Raw genomic sequence first — 24,178 nt, forward strand, 5'->3', positions numbered from 1 at the left:
GACAGCGCTATTCTAATGGCTTTCCCGCCGGGTTCCGGCGAGGCATACCCAACCTTCGTGTTCGCGCCAGACCGCGATGTCGACGTAGCGCGCGTAGACGGCCGCGACTTCGTCCGCCTGACGCGCGAGTACGCCCGACAGCGCGATGCGCCCGCCCGGTTTGACCTTCGACGCCAGCATCGACGCCATCAGCTTCAGCGGGTTCGACAGGATGTTCGCGACGACGATGTCGAATTCGCCTTCGGGGCATGCATCGGGCAGCCCGTACGTGACTTCCGCACGGTTGCGTTCGCTGTTCTGCCGCGCCGATTCGACCGCCTGCGGATCGATGTCGATGCCGATGACGGGGTTCGCCCCGCATTTCTTCGCGAGGATCGCGAGGATGCCGGAGCCGCAGCCGTAGTCGAGCACCGACTGGCCGGGCTTCACCGACTGCTCGAGCCATTCCATGCAAAGGCGCGTGGTCGGGTGGCTGCCGGTGCCGAACGCGAGGCCGGGGTCGAGTTCGAGGACGAGCGCGTCGGGATCGGGCGCATCGTGCCACGACGGCACGACCCAGATCCGCTCGCCGATCGGGATCGGCTCGAACTGCGATTGCGTGAGCCGCACCCAGTCCTGTTCCTCGACTTCGCGAACGGTGAACGTCGGCGTCTCGGCGACGCCGATTTCGTTCGCGGCCGCCGCGAGCAGCACGGCCGGCTCGTGGTCGGCCGACAGCAGCGCGACCACGCGCGAGTGTTGCCACGCGGTGCGATCGGGCACGAGGCCCGGCTCGCCGAAGAGCGGCTGTTCGTCGGGCGTGTCGGCGTCGGCGTCCTCGACGGACACCGACAGCGCACCGAGTTCGAGCAGCGCGTCGGACAGCGCCTCCGCATGCTCACGGGCCAGTTCGACGACGAGTTCGCGATAACTCATGCTTACGCTTCTTCCGGTGCGACCTGCTGCTTCTGCGCGAGCCGGTTTTCGAGGTAATGGATGCTGGTGCCGCCTTCGACGAACTTCGAGTCGATCATCAGCTCGCGGTGCAGCGGGATGTTGGTCTGGATGCCTTCGACGACCATTTCCGACAGCGCGATGCGCATCCGGCTGATCGCCTGCTCGCGCGTGGCGCCGTAGGTGATCAGCTTGCCGATCATCGAATCATAGTTCGGCGGCACGAAATAGCCATTGTAGGCGTGCGAGTCGACGCGCACGCCGGGGCCGCCCGGCGTATGCCACGACGTGATCCGGCCCGGCGACGGCGTGAACTTGAACGGATCCTCGGCGTTGATCCGGCATTCGATCGCATGTCCGCGGAACTGGATGTCGCGCTGGCGCAGCGTGAGCTTCTCGCCGGCCGCGATACGGATCTGTTCCTGCACGATGTCGACGCCCGTGATCAGCTCCGATACCGGGTGCTCGACCTGCACGCGCGTGTTCATCTCGATGAAGTAGAACTCGTTGTTCTCGTACAGGAATTCGAACGTGCCCGCGCCGAGGTAGCCCATCTTCTTGCATGCGTCCGCGCAGCGGTCGCCGATGCGGTCGATCAGGCGGCGCGGAATGCCGGGCGCCGGTGCTTCCTCGATCACCTTCTGGTGGCGGCGCTGCATCGAGCAGTCGCGCTCGCCGAGCCAGATCGCGTTCTTGTACGCGTCGGACAGCACCTGAATCTCGATGTGGCGCGGGTTCTCGAGGAACTTCTCCATGTACACCTGCGGGTTGCCGAACGCACGGCCGGCTTCCTCGCGGGTCATGTTGACCGCGTTGACGAGCGCGGCCTCGGTGTGCACGACGCGCATCCCGCGACCGCCGCCGCCGCCGGCGGCCTTGATGATGACCGGATAGCCGATCGCGCGCGCAATCTTCACGATCTCTTTCGGATCGTCCGGCAACGCGCCTTCCGAACCCGGCACGCACGGCACGCCGGTCTTGATCATCGTCTGCTTCGCGGTGACCTTGTCACCCATCATGCGGATCGTTTCCGGGCGCGGGCCGATGAACGTGAAGCCCGACTGTTCGACGCGCTCCGCGAAATCGGCGTTTTCCGACAGGAAGCCGTAGCCGGGGTGGATCGCCTCGGCATCGGTGACTTCCGCGGCGCTGATCAGCGCCGGCATGTTCAGGTAGCTCAGGTTCGACGGGGCCGGGCCGATACAGACGGCTTCGTCCGCGAGGCGCACGTACTTGGCTTCCTTGTCGGCTTCCGAGTAGACGACCACCGTCTTGACGCCGAGCTCGCGGCACGCGCGCTGGATGCGCAGCGCGATTTCACCGCGATTGGCAATGAGGATTTTTTCAAACATAGCGAGTATTCGTCTCTTCGAGGGGCGCGCGAACGGCGCCTGGCGAGCATCGGCGGCGCGCGGCCGGCTGGCCGCGCGGCGGGCTTAGCCGATCACGAAAAGCGGCTGGCCGTATTCGACGGCCTGGCCGTTCTCGACGAGGATTTCCTTGACCACGCCGGCCTTGTCCGACTCGATCTCGTTGAGCAGCTTCATCGCTTCGATGATGCAGATCGTCTGGCCTTCCTTGACCGTGTCGCCGACCTGGACGAACGGGTCGGCGCCCGGCGACGGTGCGCGATAGAACGTGCCGACCATCGGCGACGTCACGACATGGCCCTGCGGGACGGCGGGCGCTGCAGCGCCTGCCGCCGGCGCAGCGGCACCTTCGGCCGGCAGCGCGACCGACGGAGCGGGCGCGCTGAATTGCGGGGCATACCCAGCCGTCGGCTGTACGTAGACCGGCGGCGCGTTCTTGACGATGCGCACCTTGCCTTCGCCTTCCGTCACTTCCAGCTCGGAGATGCCGGATTCGGAGACGAGGTCGATCAGAGTTTTCAGCTTACGAAGATCCATCGGGAATTCCCCTTTCAATACGTAAAAGCGCCGGTTAGGGGCCGGCGCTGAATCTAGATCGCGAAATCAGCCGCGCGACGTGCCTTGCAGCTTGTCCAGCGCGTACTCGAGCGCGTACAGATAACCTTTCCAGCCGAGCCCGCAGATCACGCCTTCGGCCTGGTCGGAAAAGTAGGAGTGGTGCCTGAACGCTTCGCGGCGATGCACGTTCGACAGGTGAACCTCGACGAACGGGATGCCAACGCCGGCGATCGCGTCCCGGATCGCGACGCTCGTATGCGTATACGCGGCCGGATTGATCAGGATGAAATCGGTCTGTTCCTCCCGCGCGGCCTGGATGCGGTCGACCAGCGCACCTTCATGGTTGCTCTGGAACGACGACAGTTCGGCACCGGCTTCCCGGGCGCGTGCGGCAAGCGCCTGATCGATCTGCGCCAGCGTGACGCGGCCGTACACCTCCGGTTCCCGGGTGCCGAGAAGGTTCAGGTTGGGGCCGTGCAGCACCAGCAATCGTGTCATGGTCGCTTCTATTTCTGCGGAATTGCGCGAACTTTAGCGCTATTTAGAGAATTTTGTCTAGTTTCGCCGAACGGCCGCGCGCGCCGGACCCGCAAGAATTACCGGTGCGGATGCAAAGTATCGGCGAATTCACGTGAAATTGCGGCGATCGACCCACAAATCGCCGCCAACGTGCGGGCTGCCGTTCGGGCAGATTACAGCGCGTCGAGCGTCTTTTTCAACTCGGCCGGCTGGATTTGTCCCAATTTTGTCTCGCGAATCTTGCCGGTCTGGTCGATGACGACCGTGAACGGCAATGCGCCGGCGGTATTTCCAAAATTACGGGCCAGATCGGCGCCGGCATATCCACTGACGAAAACCGGATAGTCGACCTTCACTTTCTGCAGAAAGTTCTTCACGTTCTGCCCGGAATCGACACCGATCCCGATGAAACGGATGCCTTTCTGCTTGTACTGGTGCGACAGCGCGACGAGCTCGGGCATCTCCTCGACGCACGGGCCGCACCACGATGCCCAGAAATTGACGACGACCTTCTGGCCCTTGAAGGCCGCCAGCGTGGCCGGCTTGCCGTCGACGTCGGTCAACGACGACGCCCACAACTGGTCGACCGGGTTGCCCTGTGCGGCGGGCGCGGCGACGGCGATACCGACGTCGGTACTGCCGCGGAACCAATGGCCGGCGGTCATCCCGCCGGCAACGGCGGCGGCCGCGACCACCGCGAGCGTGATCATGCGTTTCATCATCATCGTTGAATCATTCCGGTTCGGAAGGGGCCTTGCCTGCCTCGACGAGCGCGCGCAGCGCGGTGGCATCCGCGCGGGCGACGCGGCCGCGCGCGTCGGCCTTGACCGCGCCGCGCAGGTCGTCGCTCGCATAGAGCGCGAGGTGGATGCCGATTGCGTCCACGTCGCGCCGCGGGCGCCACAGGAAACTCAGCGTCTCGACGTCGTTGCGGCCCGCGAAGTGCCGCGTCTCGGACACGTCGTACTGGACGTTCTGGTTCAGCAGGTAAATGGAGACGTCCTTCGGGTTGTCGGTGAATGCCTGCAAATGAATGTCCGAATGCGCGTTCGCGGTGCCGTTCAGCACGGCGCCCGTCACATAAGGACGGAACTCGGCGAGCCGCTGCATCCAGTCGAGCGCGACCTCGCGCAGGCGGCGCAGTTCGTCCGGCTGCGTGTCGCTCTGGAACAGGGCGAGGTACTCGCGCAGTTCTTCCTCGATCTGGTCGTTATCCGGCAGCCATTCGCCGGCAACGCGCGAATCGCCCAGCAACTGGCGCGCGGCCTTGCGTTTCGCGCTGGCGTAGTCCAGGCCGTCCTCCGCGATCAGGCGGGCGGCGGACTGGGCGATTTCCTCGCGGACGCGCCGCGGGTCGACAAGAGGTTTGCGAGACATGATCCGGCAATCATACTCGATCGCTGCAGCGCCCGAGCACGGGTACGGCCGCCTGCCGCCCGGCGCGCAGGCGCCGTTCGCGCGCATCGTTCGGGCCGCCGGGCATGGCAGGCCGTCAGTTACAATACTGCTCTTTGTGTCGCGGCGACGAGCGCCGGTCGCACGGCCTGTCCGGCGCGCCGCAGACGCATCTTTTCCGAATCGACGGCGCCCGGCGGCGCGAAAGCATTCATCTATGCACATCCACATTCTTGGCATCTGCGGCACCTTCATGGGCGGTCTCGCCGTACTCGCGCGCGAGGCGGGCCACACGGTGACGGGTTGCGACGCGGGCGTCTATCCGCCGATGAGCACGCAGCTCGAGGCGCAGGGCATCACGCTGACCGAGGGCTACGGCGCCGAACAGATCGACCTGAAACCGGACCTGTTCGTGATCGGCAACGTCGTCACGCGCGGCAACCCGCTGATGGAGGCGGTCCTCGATCGCGGCCTGCCTTACGTATCGGGCCCGCAGTGGCTCGGCGAGCACGTGTTGGCCGGCAAATGGGTGCTGGCGGTGGCGGGTACGCACGGCAAGACGACCACGTCGTCGATGCTCGCGTGGTTGCTGGAAGACTCGGGGCTGAACCCGGGTTTCCTGATCGGCGGCGTGCCGCTGAACTTCGGCGTGTCGGCGCGGCTTACCGATTCGAGCTTCTTCGTGATCGAGGCCGACGAATACGATACGGCGTTCTTCGACAAGCGCTCGAAGTTCGTCCACTACCGGCCGCGCACCGCGGTGCTGAACAATCTTGAATTCGATCACGCCGACATCTTCCCGGATCTCGCCGCGATCGAGACGCAATTTCATCATCTCGTGCGTACCGTGCCCGGTGTCGGCCGGATCGTCACGAACGGTCGCTCGGACGCGCTCGAGCGCGTGCTGGCGCGCGGCTGCTGGAGCGAGGTCGAGCGGTTCGGCGTCGACGGCGGCTGGCAGGCGCTGCCGGCCGAGGATGGCGTGCCGGTCGACGAGCGCTTCGCGGTGTATTCGCACGCCGAACGCGTCGGCGAAGTCGCGTGGCAGGTGCAGGGCGATCACAACCGGATGAACGCGTTGGCGGCCATCGCCGCCGCGCGCCACGTCGGCGTGCCGCCCGCGCAGGCCGCCGCGTCCCTCGCATCGTTCCGCAACGTGAAGCGCCGCATGGAAGTGCGCGGCAGCGTGGATGGCGTGACCGTCTACGACGACTTCGCGCACCATCCGACCGCGATCGAAACCACGATCGCCGGCCTTCGTGCGCGCATCGGCCGCCAGAATGCCCGTATCCTCGCGGTGCTTGAGCCGCGCTCGAACACGATGAAGCTCGGCGTGATGAAGTCGCAATTGCCGGCGAGCCTGGCCGATGCCGATCTCGTGTTCGGTTACGGCGCGCCGACGGGACGCGACGCGCTCGGCTGGAATCTTGCCGAGGCGCTTGCGCCGCTCGGCGGCAACGCGCGCGCGTTCGACGATCTCCACCTGCTGGTGAAGGCCGTCGTCGAGGCTGCCCGCCCGGGCGACCACGTGCTCGTGATGAGCAACGGCGGCTTCGGCGGCGTGCACCAGAAGCTGCTCGATGCGCTCGGGAGCCGCACGTGATCCTGTATCTGCACGGCTTCCGGTCGTCGCCGGAATCGCAGAAGTCGCGGCTACTCGCCGCGCGCATGGCCGAACTCGGCCGCACGGACGAGTGGCGCTGCCCGTCGCTGTCGGTGTCGCCGCTCGAGGCGATCGCCGTCGCGGAAGCCGAGGTCGCGGGCGCACGCGACGTGACGGTGATCGGCAGTTCGCTCGGCGGCTATTACGCGACCTGGCTGGCCGAAAAGCACGGCTGGAAGGCCGTGCTGCTGAATCCGGCCATCGTGCCGCAGCGCGATCTCGAGCAGCATCTGGGCGAACAGCCGCTGTGGCACGGCGGCGGCACGATCGTCGTCGAGCGCCATCACCTGCACGAGCTCGACGCGCTGCGGGTGCCGGCAATCACGCGTGCCGAACGCTACTATCTGTTCGCGGCGACCGGTGACGAAGTGCTCGACTACCGCGAGATGCTGGCCCATTACCCGGGCGCGAACACCCGCGTGATCGACGGCAGCGATCACGGGATCAGCGAATTTGCCGATTATGTCGACGACGTTCTCGCGTTTTGCGACGGAAAAGCGCGATAAACCGGCCCTGTGCCGATCGAATCCCCATCATCATGCGGCGCCGCCGACGCGGCGCCCGGCAGTCTGAACGAGAGTACTGAGTGAACGTTTTCTTCGAGGAATCGGGCAGTTTCAAGGCGGGCAGCGTGCTGTCGCGCCAGGGCGACGCATTTCAGGTCGAGTTGCCCGGCGGGCGGCGTGCGAAGGTGCGCGCGAAAGACGTGCTGATCGAATTCGACAAGCCGGCCGCGGGCGAACTGATGCAGGAGGCCGACACGGCCGCGCAGCAGATCGATCTGGATTTCCTGTGGGAATGCGCGCCGTCCGACGAGTTCGCGTATACGGCGCTGGCCGCGGAGTACTTCGGCGCGACGTACGGCCCGGTCGAGCGCGCGGCACTGGTGCTGCGGCTGCACGGCTCGCCCGTCTATTTCCGCCGCAAGGGGCGCGGCCAGTACCAGCGCGCGCCGGAAGAGCAGCTCAAGATGGCGCTCGCGTCGCTCGAGCGCAAGCGCCAGCAGGCGCTCGTCCAGGTGCAGTATGAAGAGGAACTGAAGGCCGGCAAGCTGCCGGACGCGTTCGCGGGCAAGGTGCTCGGGCTGCTGACGCGGCCGGACAAGAACGCGATCGAATACAAGGCGATGGAAGCCGCGGCCGGCGCACGCGGCGTGTCGCCGGCGCGCCTGATGCTCGACTGCGGCGGCATCGCGTCGCCGCGCGCGTTGCACGAGGCGCGCTTCCTCGCGGAGTTCTTCCCGCACGGCACGGGCTTTCCGCCCGTCACGGTCGGCGCGCTGCCGGACGACCTGCCGCGCGCGGACGTCGAGGCTTTCTCGATCGACGACATCACGACGACCGAAATCGACGACGCGTTCTCGGTCGAGCACCTGTCCGACGGCCGCGTGCGGATCGGCGTGCACATCGCTGCGCCGGCGCTCGGCATCGTGCGCGGCGACGCGGTCGACGCAATCGCGCGCACGCGCCTGTCGACCGTCTACATGCCGGGCGACAAGATCACGATGCTGCCGGACGACGTCGTCGACGTGTTCACGCTGAAGGAGGGCGATTACCGCCCGGCGCTGTCGCTGTACATCATCGTCAACCGCGAAACGCAGGACATCGTCGCGAACGAGACGCGCGCCGAACTCGTGTTCGTGAAGAACAACCTGCGTCACAACACGCTCGACGAGCTCGTCAACGAAGAGACGCTCGCGGCCGGCACCGGCGAGTATCCGCACAAGGACGACATCGCCGTGCTGTGGCCGCTCGCGCAGGCGCTGTTCGAGAAGCGCCAGCTTGCGCGCGCGGGCTACGGCCTGAAGCGCGAAGTGCAGCGCAACACCGACTACAACTTCTACGTCGACGGCGAGCACGTGTCGATCACGCCGCGCCGTCGTGGGTCGCCGCTCGACCTGATCGTGTCGGAGCTCGCGATCCTCGCGAACTCGACCTGGGGCGCGTTCCTGCACGACCACACGGTGCCCGGCATCTACCGCTCGCAGCGCGGCTTCGGTGCGCCCGGCCCGAAGCGCACGCGGATGCAGACGACGGCCGCGCCGCACGAAGGCCTCGGCGTGCCGCAGTACGCGTGGAGCACGTCGCCGCTGCGCCGCTACGTCGACCTCGTGAACCAGTGGCAACTGCTCGCGTGCGTGCAGCATGGTGTCACCGCGAAGCTCGCCGCGCCGTTCAAGCCGAAGGACGCCGACCTGTACGCGGTCGTGCAGGGCTTCGACGATACCTACACGGCCTACGCCGACTACCAGCGCCGGATGGAGTATTTCTGGTGCCTGCGCTGGCTCGCGCAGGAGCAGAAGAAGCAGGTCGTCGCGGCGGTCGTGAAGGGCGATCTCGTGCGCCTCGAGGAAATTCCGCTGCTGCTGCATGTGCCGGGGCTCGGCGTGCATGCGCGCGGCACGCGCGTGCTGCTCGACGTGATGTCGCTCGACGAGCTGACGATCGAGGCGTCGGTGCGGTTGCTGAACGTGCTCGATGCGCCGACCGTGACGAGCGGCGATGCGGCCGAGGAAGAGGATGACGCCGAAGCCGGCGACGACACGCTGATCGACGCGGAAGACGCCACGGCGGAAACCGAGGCGGAAGCGCTGGCCGAAGCGGACGGTGCGACGGCAGGCGTCGACGGCGAAGCCGCGAGCGGCAACGGCAACGATAGCGAAGAGGGGCGCGCATCATGAATGCGGCTGCGTCGACGAGCGGCGCCGACCGCTACGTAGTGTTCGGCAACCCGGTGGCGCACAGCAAGTCGCCGTTCATCCACGCGCAGTTCGCCGCGCAGACGGGCGAGCCGATCGACTACACGCACCGGCTCGCGCCGGTCGACGGCTTCGAGGCGGCCGTGCGGGCGTTCGTCGCCGAAGGCGGTCGCGGCGCGAACGTGACGGTGCCGTTCAAGCTCGAAGCGCATGCGCTCGCCGATATGCTGTCGCCGCGCGCGGCGGCGGCGGGCGCGGTGAACACGTTGCGCATCGACGCCGACGGCCGTATCCACGGCGACAACACCGATGGCGTTGGCCTCGTGCGCGACATCGAGTCGAACCTCGGCGTGTCGCTCGCGGGCGCGCGCATCCTGCTGCTCGGCGCGGGCGGCGCCGCGCGCGGCGTCGTGCTGCCTTTGCTCGACCGCGCACCGCTGTCGATCACGATCGTGAACCGCACCGCGAGCAAGGCCGAGGCGCTCGTCGGCCAGTTCATGCAGGCCGCGCACGATGCGGGCTGCACGCTCGCGGGCGGCGGCCCCGACGTGGTGCGCGCGGAGCCGTACGACGTGATCGTCAATGCGACGGCCGGCAGCCTCGACGCGGCGCTGCCGGCGTGCGACCCGGCCGCGTTCGGCGCGGGCACGCTGGCGTACGACATGATGTACGGCGCGCAGCCGACCGTGTTCATGCAGCATGCTGCGTCGCTCGGTGCGCGCACGGCCGATGGGCTCGGGATGCTCGTCGAGCAGGCGGCCGAATCGTTCTTCATCTGGCGCGGCGTGCGGCCGGACGGTGCACCGGTGCTTGCCGCGCTGCGCCAGGCGCTCGCGGCGAGCTGAACGGAGCGCGGCAGGTGGCGGCGGTGAGCGGCACGCAGCGCACGCGGACGGTCAGCCCGGCCCGCTGGATCGTCTATGCGGGGGCGGTGTTCGCGGGCGCGTGGCTCGCGACGCAACTGTTCTATCTCGCGCAGATCGCGCTGTGGTCGTTCGTGAATCCGGGCTCGACCGCGTTCATGCGCACCGACGCATGGTGGCTGTCGCGCGAGCAGCCGCCCGCGCAGATCCAGCACCAGTGGGTGCCGTACGACCAGATCTCGCGCAACCTGAAGCGCGCGCTGATCGCGTCGGAAGACTCGACCTTCGCGACCAACAACGGCTACGACGTCGACGCGATCCTGCAGGCGTGGGAGAAGAACAAGGCGCGCGGCCGGATTGTCGCGGGCGGCTCGACGATCACGCAGCAGCTCGCGCGCAACCTGTTCCTGTCGCGCGAGAAGAGCTACATCCGCAAGGGACAGGAGCTCATCATCACGTGGATGCTCGAAACGGTGCTCGACAAGGAGCGGATCTTCGAGATCTACCTGAATTCCGTCGAGTGGGGGCGCGGCGTGTATGGCGCCGAGGCGGCCGCGCGCTATTACTACAAGATCCCCGCGAGCCGGCTCGGCGCGTGGCAGTCGGCGCGCCTCGCGGTGATGTTGCCGAAGCCGCGCTGGTTCGATGCACACCGCGGCTCGGCCTACCAGGCGCAGCGCGCGGCGATCATCGCCCGCCGAATGGGCGCGGCCGCGCTTCCGCAATCCGAGTGAGCGGCGCGTTCGCGCCGCCGCATTGTCCGTTTCGCCGCCGACGCGCCGTTTGTGCGCTGCGGCGCATTCGTGTCGCGCGCATTTCGGGCCATATCCTTTAGACGAATTCGTCTATTTCGCTTTACTGAGCAATGCGCGCGATCGCGCGATTTTATTGGGCGATATGGCACGAAATCCGCGCTTTTTTAGTATTGCCGAGTAAACGCGAAAATCGATGAAAGGCGCATGAAATGCAACGTTTCATGAATCGAAGTGTTTCTGAAAGGTGTGCGCTGCACCGGTCTCCCGCCAAATATTTCAAAATTTTTCAAAGCTGACGGGCTCGCGTATATTGGCCAGCGCCTCGGCTTATCGGCCGCAATCGAGGCGGGGGGCGGCTTATCCGGCTGCTCGACACAAAAACATCCGAGAAGGAAAGCAACAATGCCAGCGAGCAAAGCCAAGCTGTTGTTGGGGGTTGTGTTCTCTTCGCTGATTCTGACGGCCTGCAACGACGACGTGACGTCGTCCGCCGCGACCAGCGCCGACAATTCAGCTGATCCCGCCAGCCAGGTGGACAGGGCGTACAACGATCCCAACAGTTATTCGTCGAGCGCGACCGCGTCGCTCGACGCGTCCGCCGCGGTGGAAAAGGCCGCCGTCACGCATCACCAGATCACGCTGAACGGCAAGACGATCCATTACACAGCCACGACCGGCCACCTCGTCGCACGTAATCCGCAGACGGGCGCGCCCGAAGCGTCGTTCTTCTACGTCGCCTACACGGCCGACAACCAGCCCGCGGCGAAGCGGCCCGTCACGTTCCTGTACAACGGCGGCCCCGGCTCGGCATCGGTGTGGCTGCACCTCGGCTCGTTCGGCCCGCGGCGGATCCAGACGGGCGACCCGAACGCGAACACGTCGACGTTCCCGTTCGTCGACAACCAGGAAAGCCTGCTCGACACGACCGACCTCGTGTTCGTCGATGCAATCGGCACCGGCTTCTCCGAAGCGATTGCGCCGAACACGAACCAGTCGTTCTGGGGCGTCGACCAGGACGGCGGCGCGTTCCGCGATTTCGTGGTCCGCTACCTGACCGTGAACCAGCGCAACGATTCGCCGAAATACCTGTTCGGCGAGTCGTACGGCACGCCGCGCACCGACGTGCTCGCAAACCTGCTCGAGACGGCCGGCGTGAAGCTCGCCGGCCTCGTGCTGCAGTCGTCGATCCTGAACTACAACACGAACTGCGACATGGCGAGCGACTACATCGGCAACTCGAACAACGGGTCGAGCCCGGTGAGCTGCGCGGGCTTCGTGCCGTCGTACGGCACCGTCGGCGCGTACTACCAGCTCGACAACCCGAACCCGTCGAACCTGCCGCAGTATGCGGACCAGATGCGGCTGCTGACGGCCGGCAGCTACGCGCCTGCCGTGAACGCGTACCTCGCGAGCCATACGCCGCCGCCGCCGAATCTGGTCACGACGATGGCGAACTCGACCGGCGTGAAGCAGGCGCTGTGGAACGCGAACTTCAACGTGATCCCGACCTTCTTCGACAACAGCTTCCAGTTGTCGCTGGTCCCGGGCACGCTGATCGGTCGCTACGATGCGCGCGTGAACGTGCCGGTATCGAGCCCGCTGGCGTCGGGCGGCGATCCGTCGAGCACGTACATCACGCAGCCGTTCACCGACACGATCGGCCGCTACCTGCCGAACGAGCTGAAATACACCGCGCAGTCGGCCTACTCGTTGAGCAGCAATGCGATCAACACGTGGGACTGGACGCACGACGGCCTCGCGATGCCCGACACGATCCCCGATCTTGCCGCGGCGCTGACGCTGAATCCGTCGCTGAAGGTGCTGTCGCTGAACGGGTATCACGACATCGCGACGCCGTTCTACCAGACCGAGCTCGACCTCGCGCGGCTCGGGTCACAACCGAACCTGACGATCAAGGACTATCAGGGCGGACACATGGTCTATCTCGACGATACGTCGCGTCCGCAGGAGAAAGCCGACCTCGTGACCTTCTACAACGCGGCCGCGCACTGATGCGATGCGCGAGGCCGGCGACCGGCGCCCACGGTGGCGCGTCGCCGGCCGTCGACGACCTCATTCCAGACTGGAGCCTGATATGAAGAATCGTTTCATCGTCGTTGCCGCGGCGCTCGTTTGCGCCGGCGCCGCAGCATCCGTATCCGCGTTCGCGCAGGCGAGCGACACCGCCGCACCGGCGCGCGCGCGCCAGGCGCAGCTCGGCGATCCGTACGTGCCGCCGGCCGCACGCAAGCCGACGGCCGGCACGCAGACGACGGGCGCCGCGCTGCATGCGCAGGTGGTGCGCAAGCTCGCGCGGCAGTTCGACGCGGCCGATACGCAGAGCACGGGTTCGATCACCGAGGCGCAGGCGCGCGCGGCCGGCCTCGGTTATGTCGCGAACCACTTCCGGCAGATCGACTCGGGCGGCAATGGCCGCGTGTCGTTCTCCGACGTGCAGCGCTACATGCAGGCACGCAGCACAAGCCAGCAGTAAGCGCGACGTATGTGGACAAACGGGGGCGGAACCTGCGTGACAGCGGGTTCCGCCCCCGTGCACTTGGCGCGGTCGTTTTATCTCGCATGTGGCGGATGTCCGCCGAATTCTCATTATCTGGGCAACGCATTCAAATATTGGAGGCAAGTGCGTGCGCTCCTACAATCCGAAGCACATCGACAGCTTCGGACCCACGCATCGCGCGGCGCCCGACGCACACGGAGACACATTCCATGAAGTTCGCCGGGCGCTTCCCTCGGTGCATCGACCGCCGCCACGCCGCAGCACCGGACGCAGTTCCGGCGCCGCGCGAGCGGCTTCACCGATTCCGTTGAAGAAGCCCGCTCCATGACCAAGATGCCCGTACCCCTTGCCCTCGACACCCGGCGCGCGACGCCGGACGATACGTCGCTGACCGACAGCATCGGCGCGACCAGCACGCCGCTCGATCTCGCCGCGCAGCAGGCCGGCACGCAGACGCTGCTGCGCGGTCTCGCGATCCTCGAGGCGATCGCGAACGGCGCGCGCGACATGCGTGCGATCGGCGCCGCGCTCGGCACGACGCGCAGCACGACGCACCGCCTCGTCAGCAGCCTCGTGCAGGCGCGCTACCTGCGCCAGGTGCAGGGCGGCTACCTGCTCGGTCCGAAGCTGATCGAGCTCGGCACGATCGCGCTCGAACAGATGCCGCTCACCGCGGTGGCGCGGCCGCATCTCGAAGCGCTCGCGGAAGCGACGCTCGACACGATCCATCTCGGCGTGCGCGACGGCGACGACGTGCTGTACATCGACAAGATTCCCGGCACGCGAGGCCTCGAGATGCGCTCGCGCGTCGGCCACCGGATGCCGCTCGCATCGACGGGCATCGGCAAGGCGATGATGCTCGACCTCGATCCCGATCTGTGGCGCTCGCTGTTCGAGGCCGCACGGCGCGCGCTGGCCGGCGTCAATTTCAAGCCCGACAACCGGCCCGAGACGAGCGCGTTCCTGCAGCGCATGGCCCATTACGCGGCCGGCGGCTATACGTTCGATCTCGAGGAGAACGAGGCGTCGATCCGCTGCGTCGCCGCGCCGATCCGCGACGCATCGGGCGCGGTGGTCGCGGCCGTATCGGTCGCAAGCACGATTCCGTACATGCCGCATGACCGGATGGACGAACTGATTCCGCTCGTGCAGCGCGAAGCGCGAGCGATTTCCGCGGAACTGGGCTGGAGCCCGCCGCAGGGTACCCGCAGGATCAAACGATGACGACTTCGACCCGGCCCGTTCCGGATGCCAGCTCCGCCACCCCGTCGCTGATCGCGCTCGACTGGGGCACGACGTCGCTGCGCGCCTATCTCTACGATGCGCATGGCGCGCTCGTCGACTCGCGCAGCCGTGCGGCAGGCGTGATGCATGTCCCGGGCGGCGGCGCGCGCGCGTTCGACGCGGTGTTCGAGGAAGCGTGCGGCGACTGGCTCGACCGCACGCCCGGCCTGCCGGTGCTCGCCGCCGGAATGGTCGGCAGCGCGCAGGGCTGGCGCGAGGCGCCGTACGTCGCGGTGCCGGCCGGTGCCGACGCGCTCGTCGCGGGCCTCATCACGGTGACGACGTCACGCGGCGCGACGGTATCGATCGTGCCGGGCGTGATCGCGACGGGCGAATTGCCCGACGTGATGCGCGGCGAAGAAACGCAGATATTCGGTGCACTCGCGAGCGATCCCACGCTTGGCACCGATCGTTCAGGGGTACTGATCGGCTTGCCGGGCACGCACGCGAAATGGGCGTGGGTGAAGGACGGGCTGATCGAGCGCTTCCAGACCTTCATGACGGGCGAGCTGTTCGCGGTGCTGCGCGATCACACGATACTCGGCCGCACGATGCGCGCGGGCGCGTCGCCCGACCACGCGGCGTTCGTGCGCGGCGTGTCGGTCGCACGCGGCGCGCAGCGCACGGGGCTGCTCGCGACGATTTTCAGCACGCGCACGCTCGGGCTGACCGACCGGCTCGCGCCCGATGCGCAGGGCGACTACCTGTCGGGCCTGCTGATCGGCCATGAACTCAATGCGCTCGACGCGATGCTCGCGGAGCGCGGCATCGCGCTCGCGGCCCAGCCGCTGCTGTTGATCGGCGACGACGGCCTGTGCGCGCGCTACGTCGCCGCGCTCCGCGAATTCGGCCACACGCATGCACGAGTCGTCGCGCATGCGACCGAGCGCGGCCTGTGGCGGATCGCGTCGCGCGCCGGGCTCGTGCGTGCGGACGGCGAGCCCGTCTTCGCCGACCAATGAACCGATTGCAGAGGAACCCCGTCATGCCGTCCGACCTTACGTTGCCCGCGCCGTACACGCCCCACGCCGCACTGATGCGCGCGTTCGATGCGTGTCCGCTGATCGCGATCCTGCGCGGAATCACGCCCGCCGATGCGGCCGACCATGGCCTTGCGCTCTACGAAGCCGGCTTCCGGATCGTCGAGGTGCCGCTCAACTCGCCGGACCCGTTCGGCAGCATCGCGGCGCTGCGGCGCGCGCTGCCCGACGACGCGATCGTCGGTGCCGGAACCGTACTGCGCGCCGAGTATGTCGACCGCGTGCAGGACGCGGGCGGCGCGCTGATCGTGATGCCGCACAGCGACGCGGCCGTGATCCGCCGCGCCCGCGAGCGCGGCCTCGCGAGCGCGCCGGGTGTCGCGACGCCGACCGAAGCGTTCGCGGCGCTCTCGAACGGCGCCGACGTGCTGAAGATGTTCCCGGCCGAGCAGCTCGGCGTGATCGTCGTGAAGGCGTGGCGCGCGGTGATCGACCGCGCGGTGCCGCTGATCCCGGTCGGCGGCATCTCGCCCGACAACATGCAGCCGTTCCTCGCGGCCGGTGCGAACGGCTTCGGGCTCGGCTCGGCGCTGTACCGGCCCGGCCAGCCGGCCGACGCGACCGCGGCGAACGCGCGCGCGTTCCAGGCCGGATTGCGCGTCGCGCGCGGCGGAGCCGCATGATGGGCCGCCTCGCGGGCAAGGTCGCGATGGTGACGGGCGCGGGCCGTGGCATCGGTGCCGCGATCGCCCGTGCGTTCGCTCGCGAGGGCGCGGCTGTCGCGCTCGTCGATCTCGACTTCCCGCAGGCGCAGCACACGGCCGCCGCGATTGCGCACGACATCGACGGCGCGCGCGTGCTGCCGCTGCATGCGGACGTCGCGCGGCAGGATGCGGTGCGCGCCGCGCTCGTGCAGACCGAGGCGGCGTTCGGCCCGCTCGACGTGCTGGTGAACAACGCGGGCATCAACGTGTTCGCCGATCCGCTGACGATGACGGACGACGACTGGCGCCGCTGCTTCGCGGTCGACCTCGACGGCGTGTGGCATGGCTGCCGCGCGGCGCTGGAAGGCATGGTCGAACGCGGCCGCGGCAGCATCGTGAACATCGCATCGACGCACGCGTTCAGGATCATCCCGGGCTGCTTTCCGTACCCGGTCGCGAAGCACGGCGTGCTGGGCCTCACGCGCGCGCTCGGCATCGAATACGCGGCGCGCAACGTGCGGGTGAACGCGATCGCGCCGGGGTACATCGAGACGCAGCTCACGCGCGACTGGTGGGACGCGCAGCCCGATCCGGCCGCCGCGCGCGCCGAGACGCTCGCGCTGCAGCCGATGAAGCGGATCGGCCGGCCGGAGGAAGTCGCGATGACGGCCGTGTTCCTGGCGTCCGACGAGGCGCCGTTCATCAATGCCGCGTGCATCACCGTCGATGGCGGGCGCGCGGTGCTGTATCACGACTGACGCAACGATTCGAAAGACCGCACGTGCGAAGGCCGCGCGCACGCTGCGTCGAAACCAACAAGCGGCTGCATCCTGTTCGATGAAGACAAGGAGACACTGGAGATGAAACGCAGAACGTTCGTTACGCTGGCCGCTGCGGCCGCGGTGGTGATGGGGAGCCCGGTCGCGCACGCGGCCGATCCGGTCAAGATCGGCTTTCTGGTGAAGCAGCCGGAAGAGCCGTGGTTCCAGGACGAGTGGAAGTTCGCCGAGGCGGCGGCGAAGGAAAAGGGCTTCACGCTCGTGAAGATCGGCGCGCCGTCCGGCGAGAAGGTGATGAGCGCGATCGACAACCTGTCCGCGCAGCAGGCGCAGGGCTTCATCATCTGCACGCCCGACGTGAAGCTTGGGCCGGGCATCGTCGCGAAGGCGAAGTCGCACAACCTGAAGATGATGACGGTCGACGACCGCCTCGTCGACGGCGCGGGCAAGCCGATCGAGTCGGTGCCGCACATGGGGATCTCCGCGTACAACATCGGCAAGCAGGTCGGCGACGGCATCGCGGCCGAGATCAAGAAGCGCGGCTGGAACATGAAGGACGTCGGCGCGATCGACATCACCTACGAGCAGCTGCCGACCGCGCACGACCGCACCAGCGGCGCGACCGACGCGCTGGTGGCCGCCGGTTTTCCGAAGGCGAATGTGATCGCGGCGGCACAGGCGAAGACCGACACCGAGAACGCGTTCAACGCGGCGAACATCGCGCTCACGAAGAACCCGCAGTTCAAGCACTGGGTCGCGTACGGCCTGAACGACGAGGCCGTGCTCGGCGCGGTGCGCGCGGCTGAAGGGCGCGGCTTCAAGGCGGACAACATGATCGGTATCGGCATCGGCGGTTCCGATTCGGCGCTGAACGAATTCAAGAAGCCGCAGCCGACGGGCTTCTACGGCACCGTGATCATCAGCCCGAAGCGCCATGGCGAGGAAACCTCGGACCTGATGTACACGTGGATCACGCAGGGCAAGGCACCGCCGGCGCTGACGCTGACGACGGGCATGCTCGCGACGCGCGACAACGTGTCGAAGGTGCGCGAGGAGATGGGTCTCGCATCGAAGTAAGCGGCCCGCCGGCTGCCGCGGCGATGCGGCGGCCGGCGGTCGATCGATTTCGGAAGTGGGGAGACGACGTGTCAGCGGCACTGCGTTTTGACAATATCGGCAAGGTATTTCCCGGCGTGCGCGCACTCGACGGCATTTCGTTCGACGTGCATGCGGGCGAGGTGCATGGCCTGATGGGCGAGAACGGCGCGGGCAAGTCGACGCTGCTGAAGATTCTCGGTGGCGAATACCAGCCCGATGCGGGCAGCGTGCTGGTCGACGGCCAGCCCGTGCAGTTCGCGAGTGCGGCCGCGTCGATCGCGGCCGGCATCGCGGTGATTCACCAGGAGCTGCAGTACGTGCCCGACCTGACGGTCGCGGAAAACCTGCTGCTCGGCCGCCTGCCGAACGCGTTCGGCTGGGTGAGGAAGCGCGAGGCGAAACGCCATGTGCGCGAGCGGCTCGCCGCGATGGGCGTCGATCTCGATCCCGACGCGAAGCTCGGGCGGCTGTCGATCGCGCAGCGGCAGATGGTCGAGATCTGCAAGGCGCTGATGCGCAATGCGCGCGTGATCGCGCTCGACGAACCGACCAGCTCGCTGTCGCATCGCGAGACCGAGGTGCTGTTCAAGCTCGTCGACGACCTGCGCGCGCAGGGCCGTGCGCTGATCTACATCTCGCACCGGATGGACGAGATCTACCGGCTGTGCGACGGCTGCACGATCTTCCGCGACGGGCGCAAGGTCGCGTCGCACGCGTCGCTCGACGATGTGCCGCGCGAGCGGCTCGTCGCCGAGATGGTCGGGCGCGAGATTTCGGATATCTACCATTACGCGCCGCGCGCGCTCGGCGATGTGCGGTTCTCTGCCGAAGGCGTCGACGGCCCGGCGCTGCGCGAGCCCGCGAGCTTCGCGGTGCGCGCGGGCGAGATCGTCGGCTTCTTCGGGCTGGTCGGCGCGGGCCGCAGCGAGTTGATGCGGCTGGTGTACGGCGCGGACCGCCGGCGTGCGGGCGTGCTGACGCTCGACGGCGCGCGCATCGACGTGAAGCGCACCGGCGACGCGATCCGCCACGGCATCGTGCTGTGCCCCGAGGACCGCAAGGAAGAAGGGATCATCGCGATCGCGTCGGTGGCGGAGAACATCAACATCAGCTGCCGCCGCCATTCGCTGCGGGCGGGGCTCTTCATCGACCGCAAGACCGAAAACGAAACGGCCGACCGCTTCATCCAGCGGCTGAAGATCAAGACGCCGAACCGGCGGCAGAAGATCCGCTTCCTGTCGGGCGGCAACCAGCAGAAGGCGATCCTGTCGCGCTGGCTCGCGGAGCCCGACCTGAAGGTCGTGATCCTCGACGAACCGACGCGCGGGATCGACGTCGGCGCGAAGCACGAGATCTACGACGTGATCTATCGGCTTGCCGAGCGCGGTTGCGCGATCGTGATGGTGTCGTCGGAACTGCCGGAAGTGCTCGGCGTGTCCGATCGCATCGTCGTGATGCGCGAAGGCCGGATCGCCGGCGAGCTGCCGCGCGAACAGGCGAACGAGCACGCGGTGCTGAACCTCGCGCTGCCGCAGACGAGCGCCGCCCAGGCGGCCTGACGCGGCGCACGACATTCGAATCGACCAGGCGCGGCGCGGGCCGCGCGATGCAGGAGCAGGAGACACAATCATGCAAGTCAGGGAAAACCTCGCCAGCGCAGCCGTGAAGCCGTCGGCCGACACGCTGGTACCGCAGCAGAACGACCGCCAGAAGTGGTGGCAGCATCTGACCGAATACAGCCTGATCGCGATCTTCGCGGTGATGTTCGTGACGATGTCGCTGACGGTCGATCACTTCTTCTCGATCGACAACATGCTCGGGCTCGCGCTGTCGATCTCGCAGATCGGCATGGTCGCGTGCACGATGATGTTCTGTCTCGCGTCGCGCGATTTCGACCTGTCGATCGGCTCGACCGTCGCGTTCTCGGGCGTGCTGTGCGCGATGGTGCTGAACGCGACCGACAACACGTTCGTCGCGATCGTCGCGGCGGTCGCGGCGGGCGCCGCGATCGGCTTCGTGAACGGCGCGGTGATCGCATACCTGCGCATCAACGCGCTGATCACGACGCTCGCGACGATGGAGATCGTGCGCGGGCTCGGCTTCATCGTGTCGAAGGGGCAGGCGGTCGGCGTGTCGTCGGATACCTTCATCGCACTCGGCGGGCTGTCGATGTTCGGCGTGTCGCTGCCGATCTGGGTCACGCTGCTGTGCTTCATCGCGTTCGGCGTGCTGCTGAACCAGACCGTGTACGGCCGCAACACGCTCGCGATCGGCGGCAACCCGGAGGCATCGAGGCTCGCGGGGATCAACGTCGAACGCACGCGCGTGTACATCTTCCTGATCCAGGGCGCGGTGACGGCGCTCGCGGGCGTGATCCTCGCGTCGCGCATCACGTCGGGCCAGCCGAACGCCGCGCAGGGCTTCGAGCTGAACGTGATCTCGGCATGCGTGCTCGGCGGCGTGTCGCTGATGGGCGGCCGCGCGACGATCTCGGGCGTCGTGATCGGCGTGCTGATCATGGGCACCGTCGAGAACGTGATGAACCTGCTGAACATCGACGCGTTCTATCAATACCTCGTGCGCGGCGCGATCCTGCTCGCGGCCGTGCTGCTCGACCAGCTGAAGAACCGCGGCGTACGCGACTGACCCGACCCGCCTTCACGGAGACGAACCGCATGACCATCGACACGTCCGCGCACGACCCGCTCACCGCGAGCCCTGCGCGTTATGCAAGTTACCCGAGCCTCGCGGATCGCGCGGTGCTGATCACGGGCGGCGCGACCGGCATCGGCGCGTCGTTCGTCGAGCACTTCGCGCAGCAGGGTGCGCGCGTCGCGTTCGTCGACCTCGACGCGGCCGCCGGCACGGCGCTGGCGGAAAGCCTCGCGCATGTGCCGCATGTCCGTCACGCGCCGCTGTTCATCCAGTGCGACCTGACCGACGTCGACGCGCTGCGCCATGGGATCGATGCGATTCGCGCGCGGATCGGCGCGATCGCGGTGCTCGTGAACAACGCGGCGAACGACGCGCGCCACGCGATCGGCGACGTGACGCCCGCATCGTTCGACGCGGGCATCGCGGTGAACCTGCGTCACCAGTTCTTCGCCGCGCAGGCGGTGATCGACGATATGAAGCAGCAGGGCGGCGGCTCGATCGTCAATCTCGGCTCGATCAGCTGGATGCTGAAGAACGGCGGTTATCCCGTCTACGTGATGGCGAAGGCGGCCGTGCAGGGCCTGACGCGCGGCCTCGCGCGCGACCTCGGCCCGTTCGGCATCCGCGTGAATTCGCTGGTGCCCGGCTGGGTGATGACCGACAAGCAGCGCCGGCTGTGGCTCGACGACGCGGGCCGCGCGGCGATCAAGGCCGGCCAGTGTCTCGACGCCGAACTGCTGCCCGGCGACCTCGCGCGGATGGCGCTGTTCCTCGCGGCCGACGACAGCCGGATGATCACCGCGCAGGACGTGATCGTCGACGGCGGCTGGGCCTGACCGTTCGCACCGACCTGCATCGTTTCTTCGACGAAGGAAAGGAGCTCATCATGACCGCCACGTCCTCGCACGCGTCGTCGTCCACCAGCCAGTCGCGCCGCGCCCGGCTGGCCGCCGCCGCGCAGCCGGTCAGCCCCGGCCCGCAGACGGCCGCCTTCGCGCAGGGCGTCGGCGCCGCGCATGCGGCGGCCGTCACGCTGTCGAACGCGTCGCTGCGGCTCGACGTGCTGCCGCACCTGGGCGGCGGCATCGCGCGCTTCGACTGGCGCGGCGACAACGGCGCGCTGATGCCGGTGTTCCGCCGCTGCGAGCATCCGGAAACGGCGACGGACCCGAACGAGCTCGCGTGTTACCCGCTGCTGCCTTACTCGAACCGGATCGGCGACGGGCGTTTCGAATGCGATGGGCGTAGCGTCGCGGTGCCGCGCAACCGCCGCGACGAGCCGCTGCCGATCCATGGCGACGGCTGGCTCGCGCCGTGGCAGGTGGACGATGCGACTGACACGACGCTGCAGTTGTCGCTCGATCGCACCGGCGGCGCGCCGTATGCGTTCCGCGCGATCCAGTCGTTCGAACTCGACGAGGCGACGCTGTCGATCGCGCTGTCGATCGAGAACGCGGGGCGCGCCCGGCTGCCGTTCGGCCTCGGCGTGCATCCGTTCCTCGTGCGCGATGCCGTGACCGAGCTGGCCGCGGCCGCGGGCGGGCTGTGGCTGTCGGGCGCCGATTTCCTGCCGGTGCGGCACGTGAGCGTGCCGCCGGCCTGGCAGTTCGGCGTCGCGTATCCGTTGCCGGCCGCGCTCGTCAATCATGCGTTCACCGGCTGGGGCGGCCACGCGACGGTGAGCTGGCCGCGCCGCAGGCTGTCGCTGACCGTCGCGGCCGACACCGACGCGTACGTGCTCTATACGCCGCCCGGCGAGGATTTCTTCTGCTTCGAGCCGGTCGATCATCCGATCAATGCGATGAATCTGCCGGGCGGCGCGGTCGCGCACGGGATGACGCTGCTCGCGCCGGGCGAGCGGCTCACGCGGCGTTTTGCGTTCACCGTCGAGCGCGCCGATGCGCGCAGCAATGCCGCGACACGCGAGGGACGCCGGCGACGCGGGTAAAATACGCGGTCTACCAACGGTTTGCCGCGAGTACCCGCCATGTCTTCCCCGCTTACTTTCATTGAATCGCTGCGCGCCGCGTGGCAGCGCACCAACTCGCTGCTGTGCGTGGGCCTCGATCCCGAGCCGTCGCGCTTTCCCGTGCAGTTCGACGGCCAGCCCGACGCGATCTTCGAATTCTGCCGGCAGATCGTCGACGCGACCGCGCAGTACGCGAGCGCGTTCAAGCCGCAGATCGCCTACTTCGCCGCGCATCGCGCGGAAGACCAGCTCGAACGGCTGATCGCGCACATCCATCTCCAGCATCCGGGCCTGCCCGTGATCCTCGACGCGAAGCGCGGCGACATCGGCAGCACGGCCGAGCAGTACGCGCGCGAAGCGTTCGAACGCTATCGCGCGGACGCGGTCACGGTGAACCCGTACATGGGCTACGACTCGGTCGAGCCGTATTTCGAGCATGAAGGCAAGGGCGTGATCGTGCTGTGCCGCACGTCGAACCCGGGCGGCTCCGACCTGCAGTTCCTCGATACGAACGGCCGGCCGCTGTACCAGGTCGTCGCGGATCTCGCGGCGAACAAGTGGAATGCGAAGAACGGCCAGCTCGGCCTCGTGGTCGGCGCGACGTTCCCGAAGGAAATCGAGATCGTGCGCGGGATCGTCGGCGACATGCCGCTTTTGATTCCCGGCATCGGCGCGCAGGGCGGCGACGTGCAGGCGACCGTCAACGCGGGCCGCACGGCCGACGCGACGGGCATGATGATCAACTCGTCGCGCGCGATCCTGTACGCGAGCAACGGCGAGGATTTCGCCGAAGCCGCGGCGCTCGCCGCGCAAAAGACCCGCGACACGATCAACGCGTATCGCTGAAATGTGCAGGCCGCCCGCCCGGGCGGCCTGTTGCCGAGCCCGCGCCTAGCGGGCCGCGCTTCAGCCTTCGCGCTCGTCGAGCAGCTTCAGGAGCCCGCGCAGCGCATGCGCGGCCGCCTGCGTGCGGATCTGTTCGCGGTCGCCCTTGAACACGAGCGTCTCGACGTCGGTATGCAGCCGGTTGCTCCAGCCGAACGACACGGTGCCGACCGGCTTCTTCTCGCTGCCGCCCGCCGGGCCCGCGATGCCCGTGACGGACAGCGCGACCTGCGCGCGGCTGTTGCGCAGCGCGCCTTCGGCCATCGCGCGCGCGACCGGCTCGCTGACGGCGCCGTGCTTGTCGATCAGGTCGGGCGGCACGCCGATCATCTCGATCTTGGCCTGGTTCGAGTAGGTGACGAAGCCGCGCTCGAACCACTGGCTGCTGCCGGAGATGTCGGTGATCGCCGCAGCGATCATGCCGCCCGTGCAGGATTCGGCGGTGGCGAGCGTCAGGTGCTCGTCACGCAACTTGTTGCCTGCGCGGATCGCAAGCTGGTGGACGACGGAATCGGTTGGCATGCGCGTCGGGAAACGGGAGTCGGGAAATCG

Annotated in this window: 24 protein-coding genes; 17 read left to right on the forward strand and 7 right to left on the reverse strand. The window is 67.7% G+C overall.

What is annotated here, in order from left to right; genetic code table 11:
- Positions 1 to 12 precede the first annotated feature (12 nt).
- The 6 genes from prmA to VL15_RS33870 form a co-directional block, all read right to left on the reverse strand.
- Positions 13 to 915: a 50S ribosomal protein L11 methyltransferase gene (gene prmA, locus VL15_RS33845; protein WP_048251161.1), complete on the reverse strand. Its 903-nt coding sequence runs from the start codon at positions 913 to 915 to the stop codon at positions 13 to 15.
- A gap of 2 nt (positions 916 to 917) precedes the next feature.
- Positions 918 to 2,285: an acetyl-CoA carboxylase biotin carboxylase subunit gene (accC, locus tag VL15_RS33850; protein WP_048251162.1), complete on the reverse strand. Its 1,368-nt coding sequence runs from the start codon at positions 2,283 to 2,285 to the stop codon at positions 918 to 920.
- Positions 2,286 to 2,369: 84 nt separating this feature from the next.
- Positions 2,370 to 2,840 carry an acetyl-CoA carboxylase biotin carboxyl carrier protein gene (accB, locus tag VL15_RS33855; RefSeq protein WP_048251163.1) on the reverse strand — a complete coding sequence of 157 codons (471 nt, stop codon included), beginning with the start codon at positions 2,838 to 2,840 and terminating at the stop codon, positions 2,370 to 2,372.
- Positions 2,841 to 2,906: 66 nt separating this feature from the next.
- A complete protein-coding gene (gene aroQ / locus VL15_RS33860) occupies positions 2,907 to 3,359 on the reverse strand; it encodes a type II 3-dehydroquinate dehydratase (RefSeq protein WP_011350880.1) in 453 nt (150 codons plus the stop codon).
- 194 nt (positions 3,360 to 3,553) lie between these two features.
- Entirely contained in the window at positions 3,554 to 4,105 is a 552-nt protein-coding gene (locus tag VL15_RS33865) for a TlpA family protein disulfide reductase (protein WP_048251164.1), read from the reverse strand.
- A gap of 7 nt (positions 4,106 to 4,112) precedes the next feature.
- Complete coding sequence (locus VL15_RS33870) at positions 4,113 to 4,757, reverse strand: hypothetical protein (protein WP_048251224.1); 645 nt, start codon at positions 4,755 to 4,757, stop codon at positions 4,113 to 4,115.
- Between the two features lie 235 nt (positions 4,758 to 4,992).
- Here VL15_RS33870 and mpl point away from each other — a divergent pair, with 235 nt between their 5' ends.
- The 17 genes from mpl (at position 4,993) to pyrF (ending at position 23,587) form a co-directional block, all read left to right on the forward strand.
- Positions 4,993 to 6,378 carry a UDP-N-acetylmuramate:L-alanyl-gamma-D-glutamyl-meso-diaminopimelate ligase gene (gene mpl, locus VL15_RS33875; protein ID WP_048251165.1) on the forward strand — a complete coding sequence of 462 codons (1,386 nt, stop codon included), beginning with the start codon at positions 4,993 to 4,995 and terminating at the stop codon, positions 6,376 to 6,378.
- Complete coding sequence (locus VL15_RS33880) at positions 6,375 to 6,944, forward strand: YqiA/YcfP family alpha/beta fold hydrolase (protein WP_048251166.1); 570 nt, start codon at positions 6,375 to 6,377, stop codon at positions 6,942 to 6,944. The genes mpl and VL15_RS33880 overlap by 4 nt, the downstream gene beginning before the upstream one ends.
- Positions 6,945 to 7,024: 80 nt before the next feature.
- Positions 7,025 to 9,118: an RNB domain-containing ribonuclease gene (locus VL15_RS33885; protein WP_048251167.1), complete on the forward strand. Its 2,094-nt coding sequence runs from the start codon at positions 7,025 to 7,027 to the stop codon at positions 9,116 to 9,118.
- Positions 9,115 to 9,981, forward strand: coding sequence for a shikimate dehydrogenase (aroE, locus tag VL15_RS33890; RefSeq protein ID WP_048251168.1), 867 nt, complete (start codon positions 9,115 to 9,117; stop codon positions 9,979 to 9,981). The genes VL15_RS33885 and aroE overlap by 4 nt, the downstream gene beginning before the upstream one ends.
- A gap of 14 nt (positions 9,982 to 9,995) precedes the next feature.
- Positions 9,996 to 10,733, forward strand: a complete 738-nt coding sequence (mtgA, locus tag VL15_RS33895) for a monofunctional biosynthetic peptidoglycan transglycosylase (protein WP_048251169.1) — start codon at positions 9,996 to 9,998, stop codon at positions 10,731 to 10,733.
- A 423-nt stretch (positions 10,734 to 11,156) separates the two neighbouring features.
- Positions 11,157 to 12,767: a S10 family peptidase gene (locus VL15_RS33900; protein WP_048251170.1), complete on the forward strand. Its 1,611-nt coding sequence runs from the start codon at positions 11,157 to 11,159 to the stop codon at positions 12,765 to 12,767.
- An 82-nt stretch (positions 12,768 to 12,849) separates the two neighbouring features.
- Entirely contained in the window at positions 12,850 to 13,248 is a 399-nt protein-coding gene (locus VL15_RS33905; protein WP_048251171.1) for an EF-hand domain-containing protein, read from the forward strand.
- A gap of 348 nt (positions 13,249 to 13,596) precedes the next feature.
- Complete coding sequence (locus VL15_RS33910) at positions 13,597 to 14,496, forward strand: IclR family transcriptional regulator (protein ID WP_048251172.1); 900 nt, start codon at positions 13,597 to 13,599, stop codon at positions 14,494 to 14,496.
- A complete protein-coding gene (locus tag VL15_RS33915; protein WP_048251173.1) occupies positions 14,493 to 15,518 on the forward strand; it encodes a 2-dehydro-3-deoxygalactonokinase in 1,026 nt (341 codons plus the stop codon). Before VL15_RS33910 ends, VL15_RS33915 begins: the two co-directional genes overlap by 4 nt.
- A 23-nt stretch (positions 15,519 to 15,541) precedes the next feature.
- Complete coding sequence (locus tag VL15_RS33920) at positions 15,542 to 16,219, forward strand: 2-dehydro-3-deoxy-6-phosphogalactonate aldolase (protein ID WP_048251174.1); 678 nt, start codon at positions 15,542 to 15,544, stop codon at positions 16,217 to 16,219.
- Entirely contained in the window at positions 16,219 to 16,998 is a 780-nt protein-coding gene (locus tag VL15_RS33925; RefSeq protein ID WP_048251175.1) for an SDR family oxidoreductase, read from the forward strand. Before VL15_RS33920 ends, VL15_RS33925 begins: the two co-directional genes overlap by 1 nt.
- 102 nt (positions 16,999 to 17,100) lie before the next feature.
- Positions 17,101 to 18,096, forward strand: a complete 996-nt coding sequence (locus VL15_RS33930; protein WP_048251176.1) for an arabinose ABC transporter substrate-binding protein — start codon at positions 17,101 to 17,103, stop codon at positions 18,094 to 18,096.
- Positions 18,097 to 18,164: 68 nt separating this feature from the next.
- A complete protein-coding gene (gene araG, locus VL15_RS33935) occupies positions 18,165 to 19,676 on the forward strand; it encodes an L-arabinose ABC transporter ATP-binding protein AraG (protein ID WP_048251225.1) in 1,512 nt (503 codons plus the stop codon).
- 70 nt (positions 19,677 to 19,746) lie between these two features.
- The gene (gene araH, locus VL15_RS33940; RefSeq protein WP_048251177.1) at positions 19,747 to 20,763 is read left to right on the forward strand and encodes an L-arabinose ABC transporter permease AraH; all 1,017 of its coding nucleotides are present in this window, start codon (positions 19,747 to 19,749) and stop codon (positions 20,761 to 20,763) included.
- A 29-nt stretch (positions 20,764 to 20,792) separates the two neighbouring features.
- Positions 20,793 to 21,608, forward strand: a complete 816-nt coding sequence (locus VL15_RS33945) for an SDR family NAD(P)-dependent oxidoreductase (protein ID WP_048251178.1) — start codon at positions 20,793 to 20,795, stop codon at positions 21,606 to 21,608.
- A 50-nt stretch (positions 21,609 to 21,658) separates the two neighbouring features.
- Positions 21,659 to 22,720: an aldose 1-epimerase gene (locus tag VL15_RS33950; RefSeq protein ID WP_048251179.1), complete on the forward strand. Its 1,062-nt coding sequence runs from the start codon at positions 21,659 to 21,661 to the stop codon at positions 22,718 to 22,720.
- Between the two features lie 39 nt (positions 22,721 to 22,759).
- Positions 22,760 to 23,587: an orotidine-5'-phosphate decarboxylase gene (pyrF, locus tag VL15_RS33955; protein ID WP_048251180.1), complete on the forward strand. Its 828-nt coding sequence runs from the start codon at positions 22,760 to 22,762 to the stop codon at positions 23,585 to 23,587.
- 60 nt (positions 23,588 to 23,647) lie between these two features.
- Here pyrF and VL15_RS33960 read toward each other — a convergent pair whose 3' ends face one another.
- Positions 23,648 to 24,148, reverse strand: a complete 501-nt coding sequence (locus VL15_RS33960; RefSeq protein ID WP_034186407.1) for a CinA family protein — start codon at positions 24,146 to 24,148, stop codon at positions 23,648 to 23,650.
- Positions 24,149 to 24,178 lie beyond the last annotated feature (30 nt).

The sequence above is a fragment of the Burkholderia cepacia genome (genome assembly GCF_001039005.1).
GTDB lineage: Bacteria > Pseudomonadota > Gammaproteobacteria > Burkholderiales > Burkholderiaceae > Burkholderia > Burkholderia theae.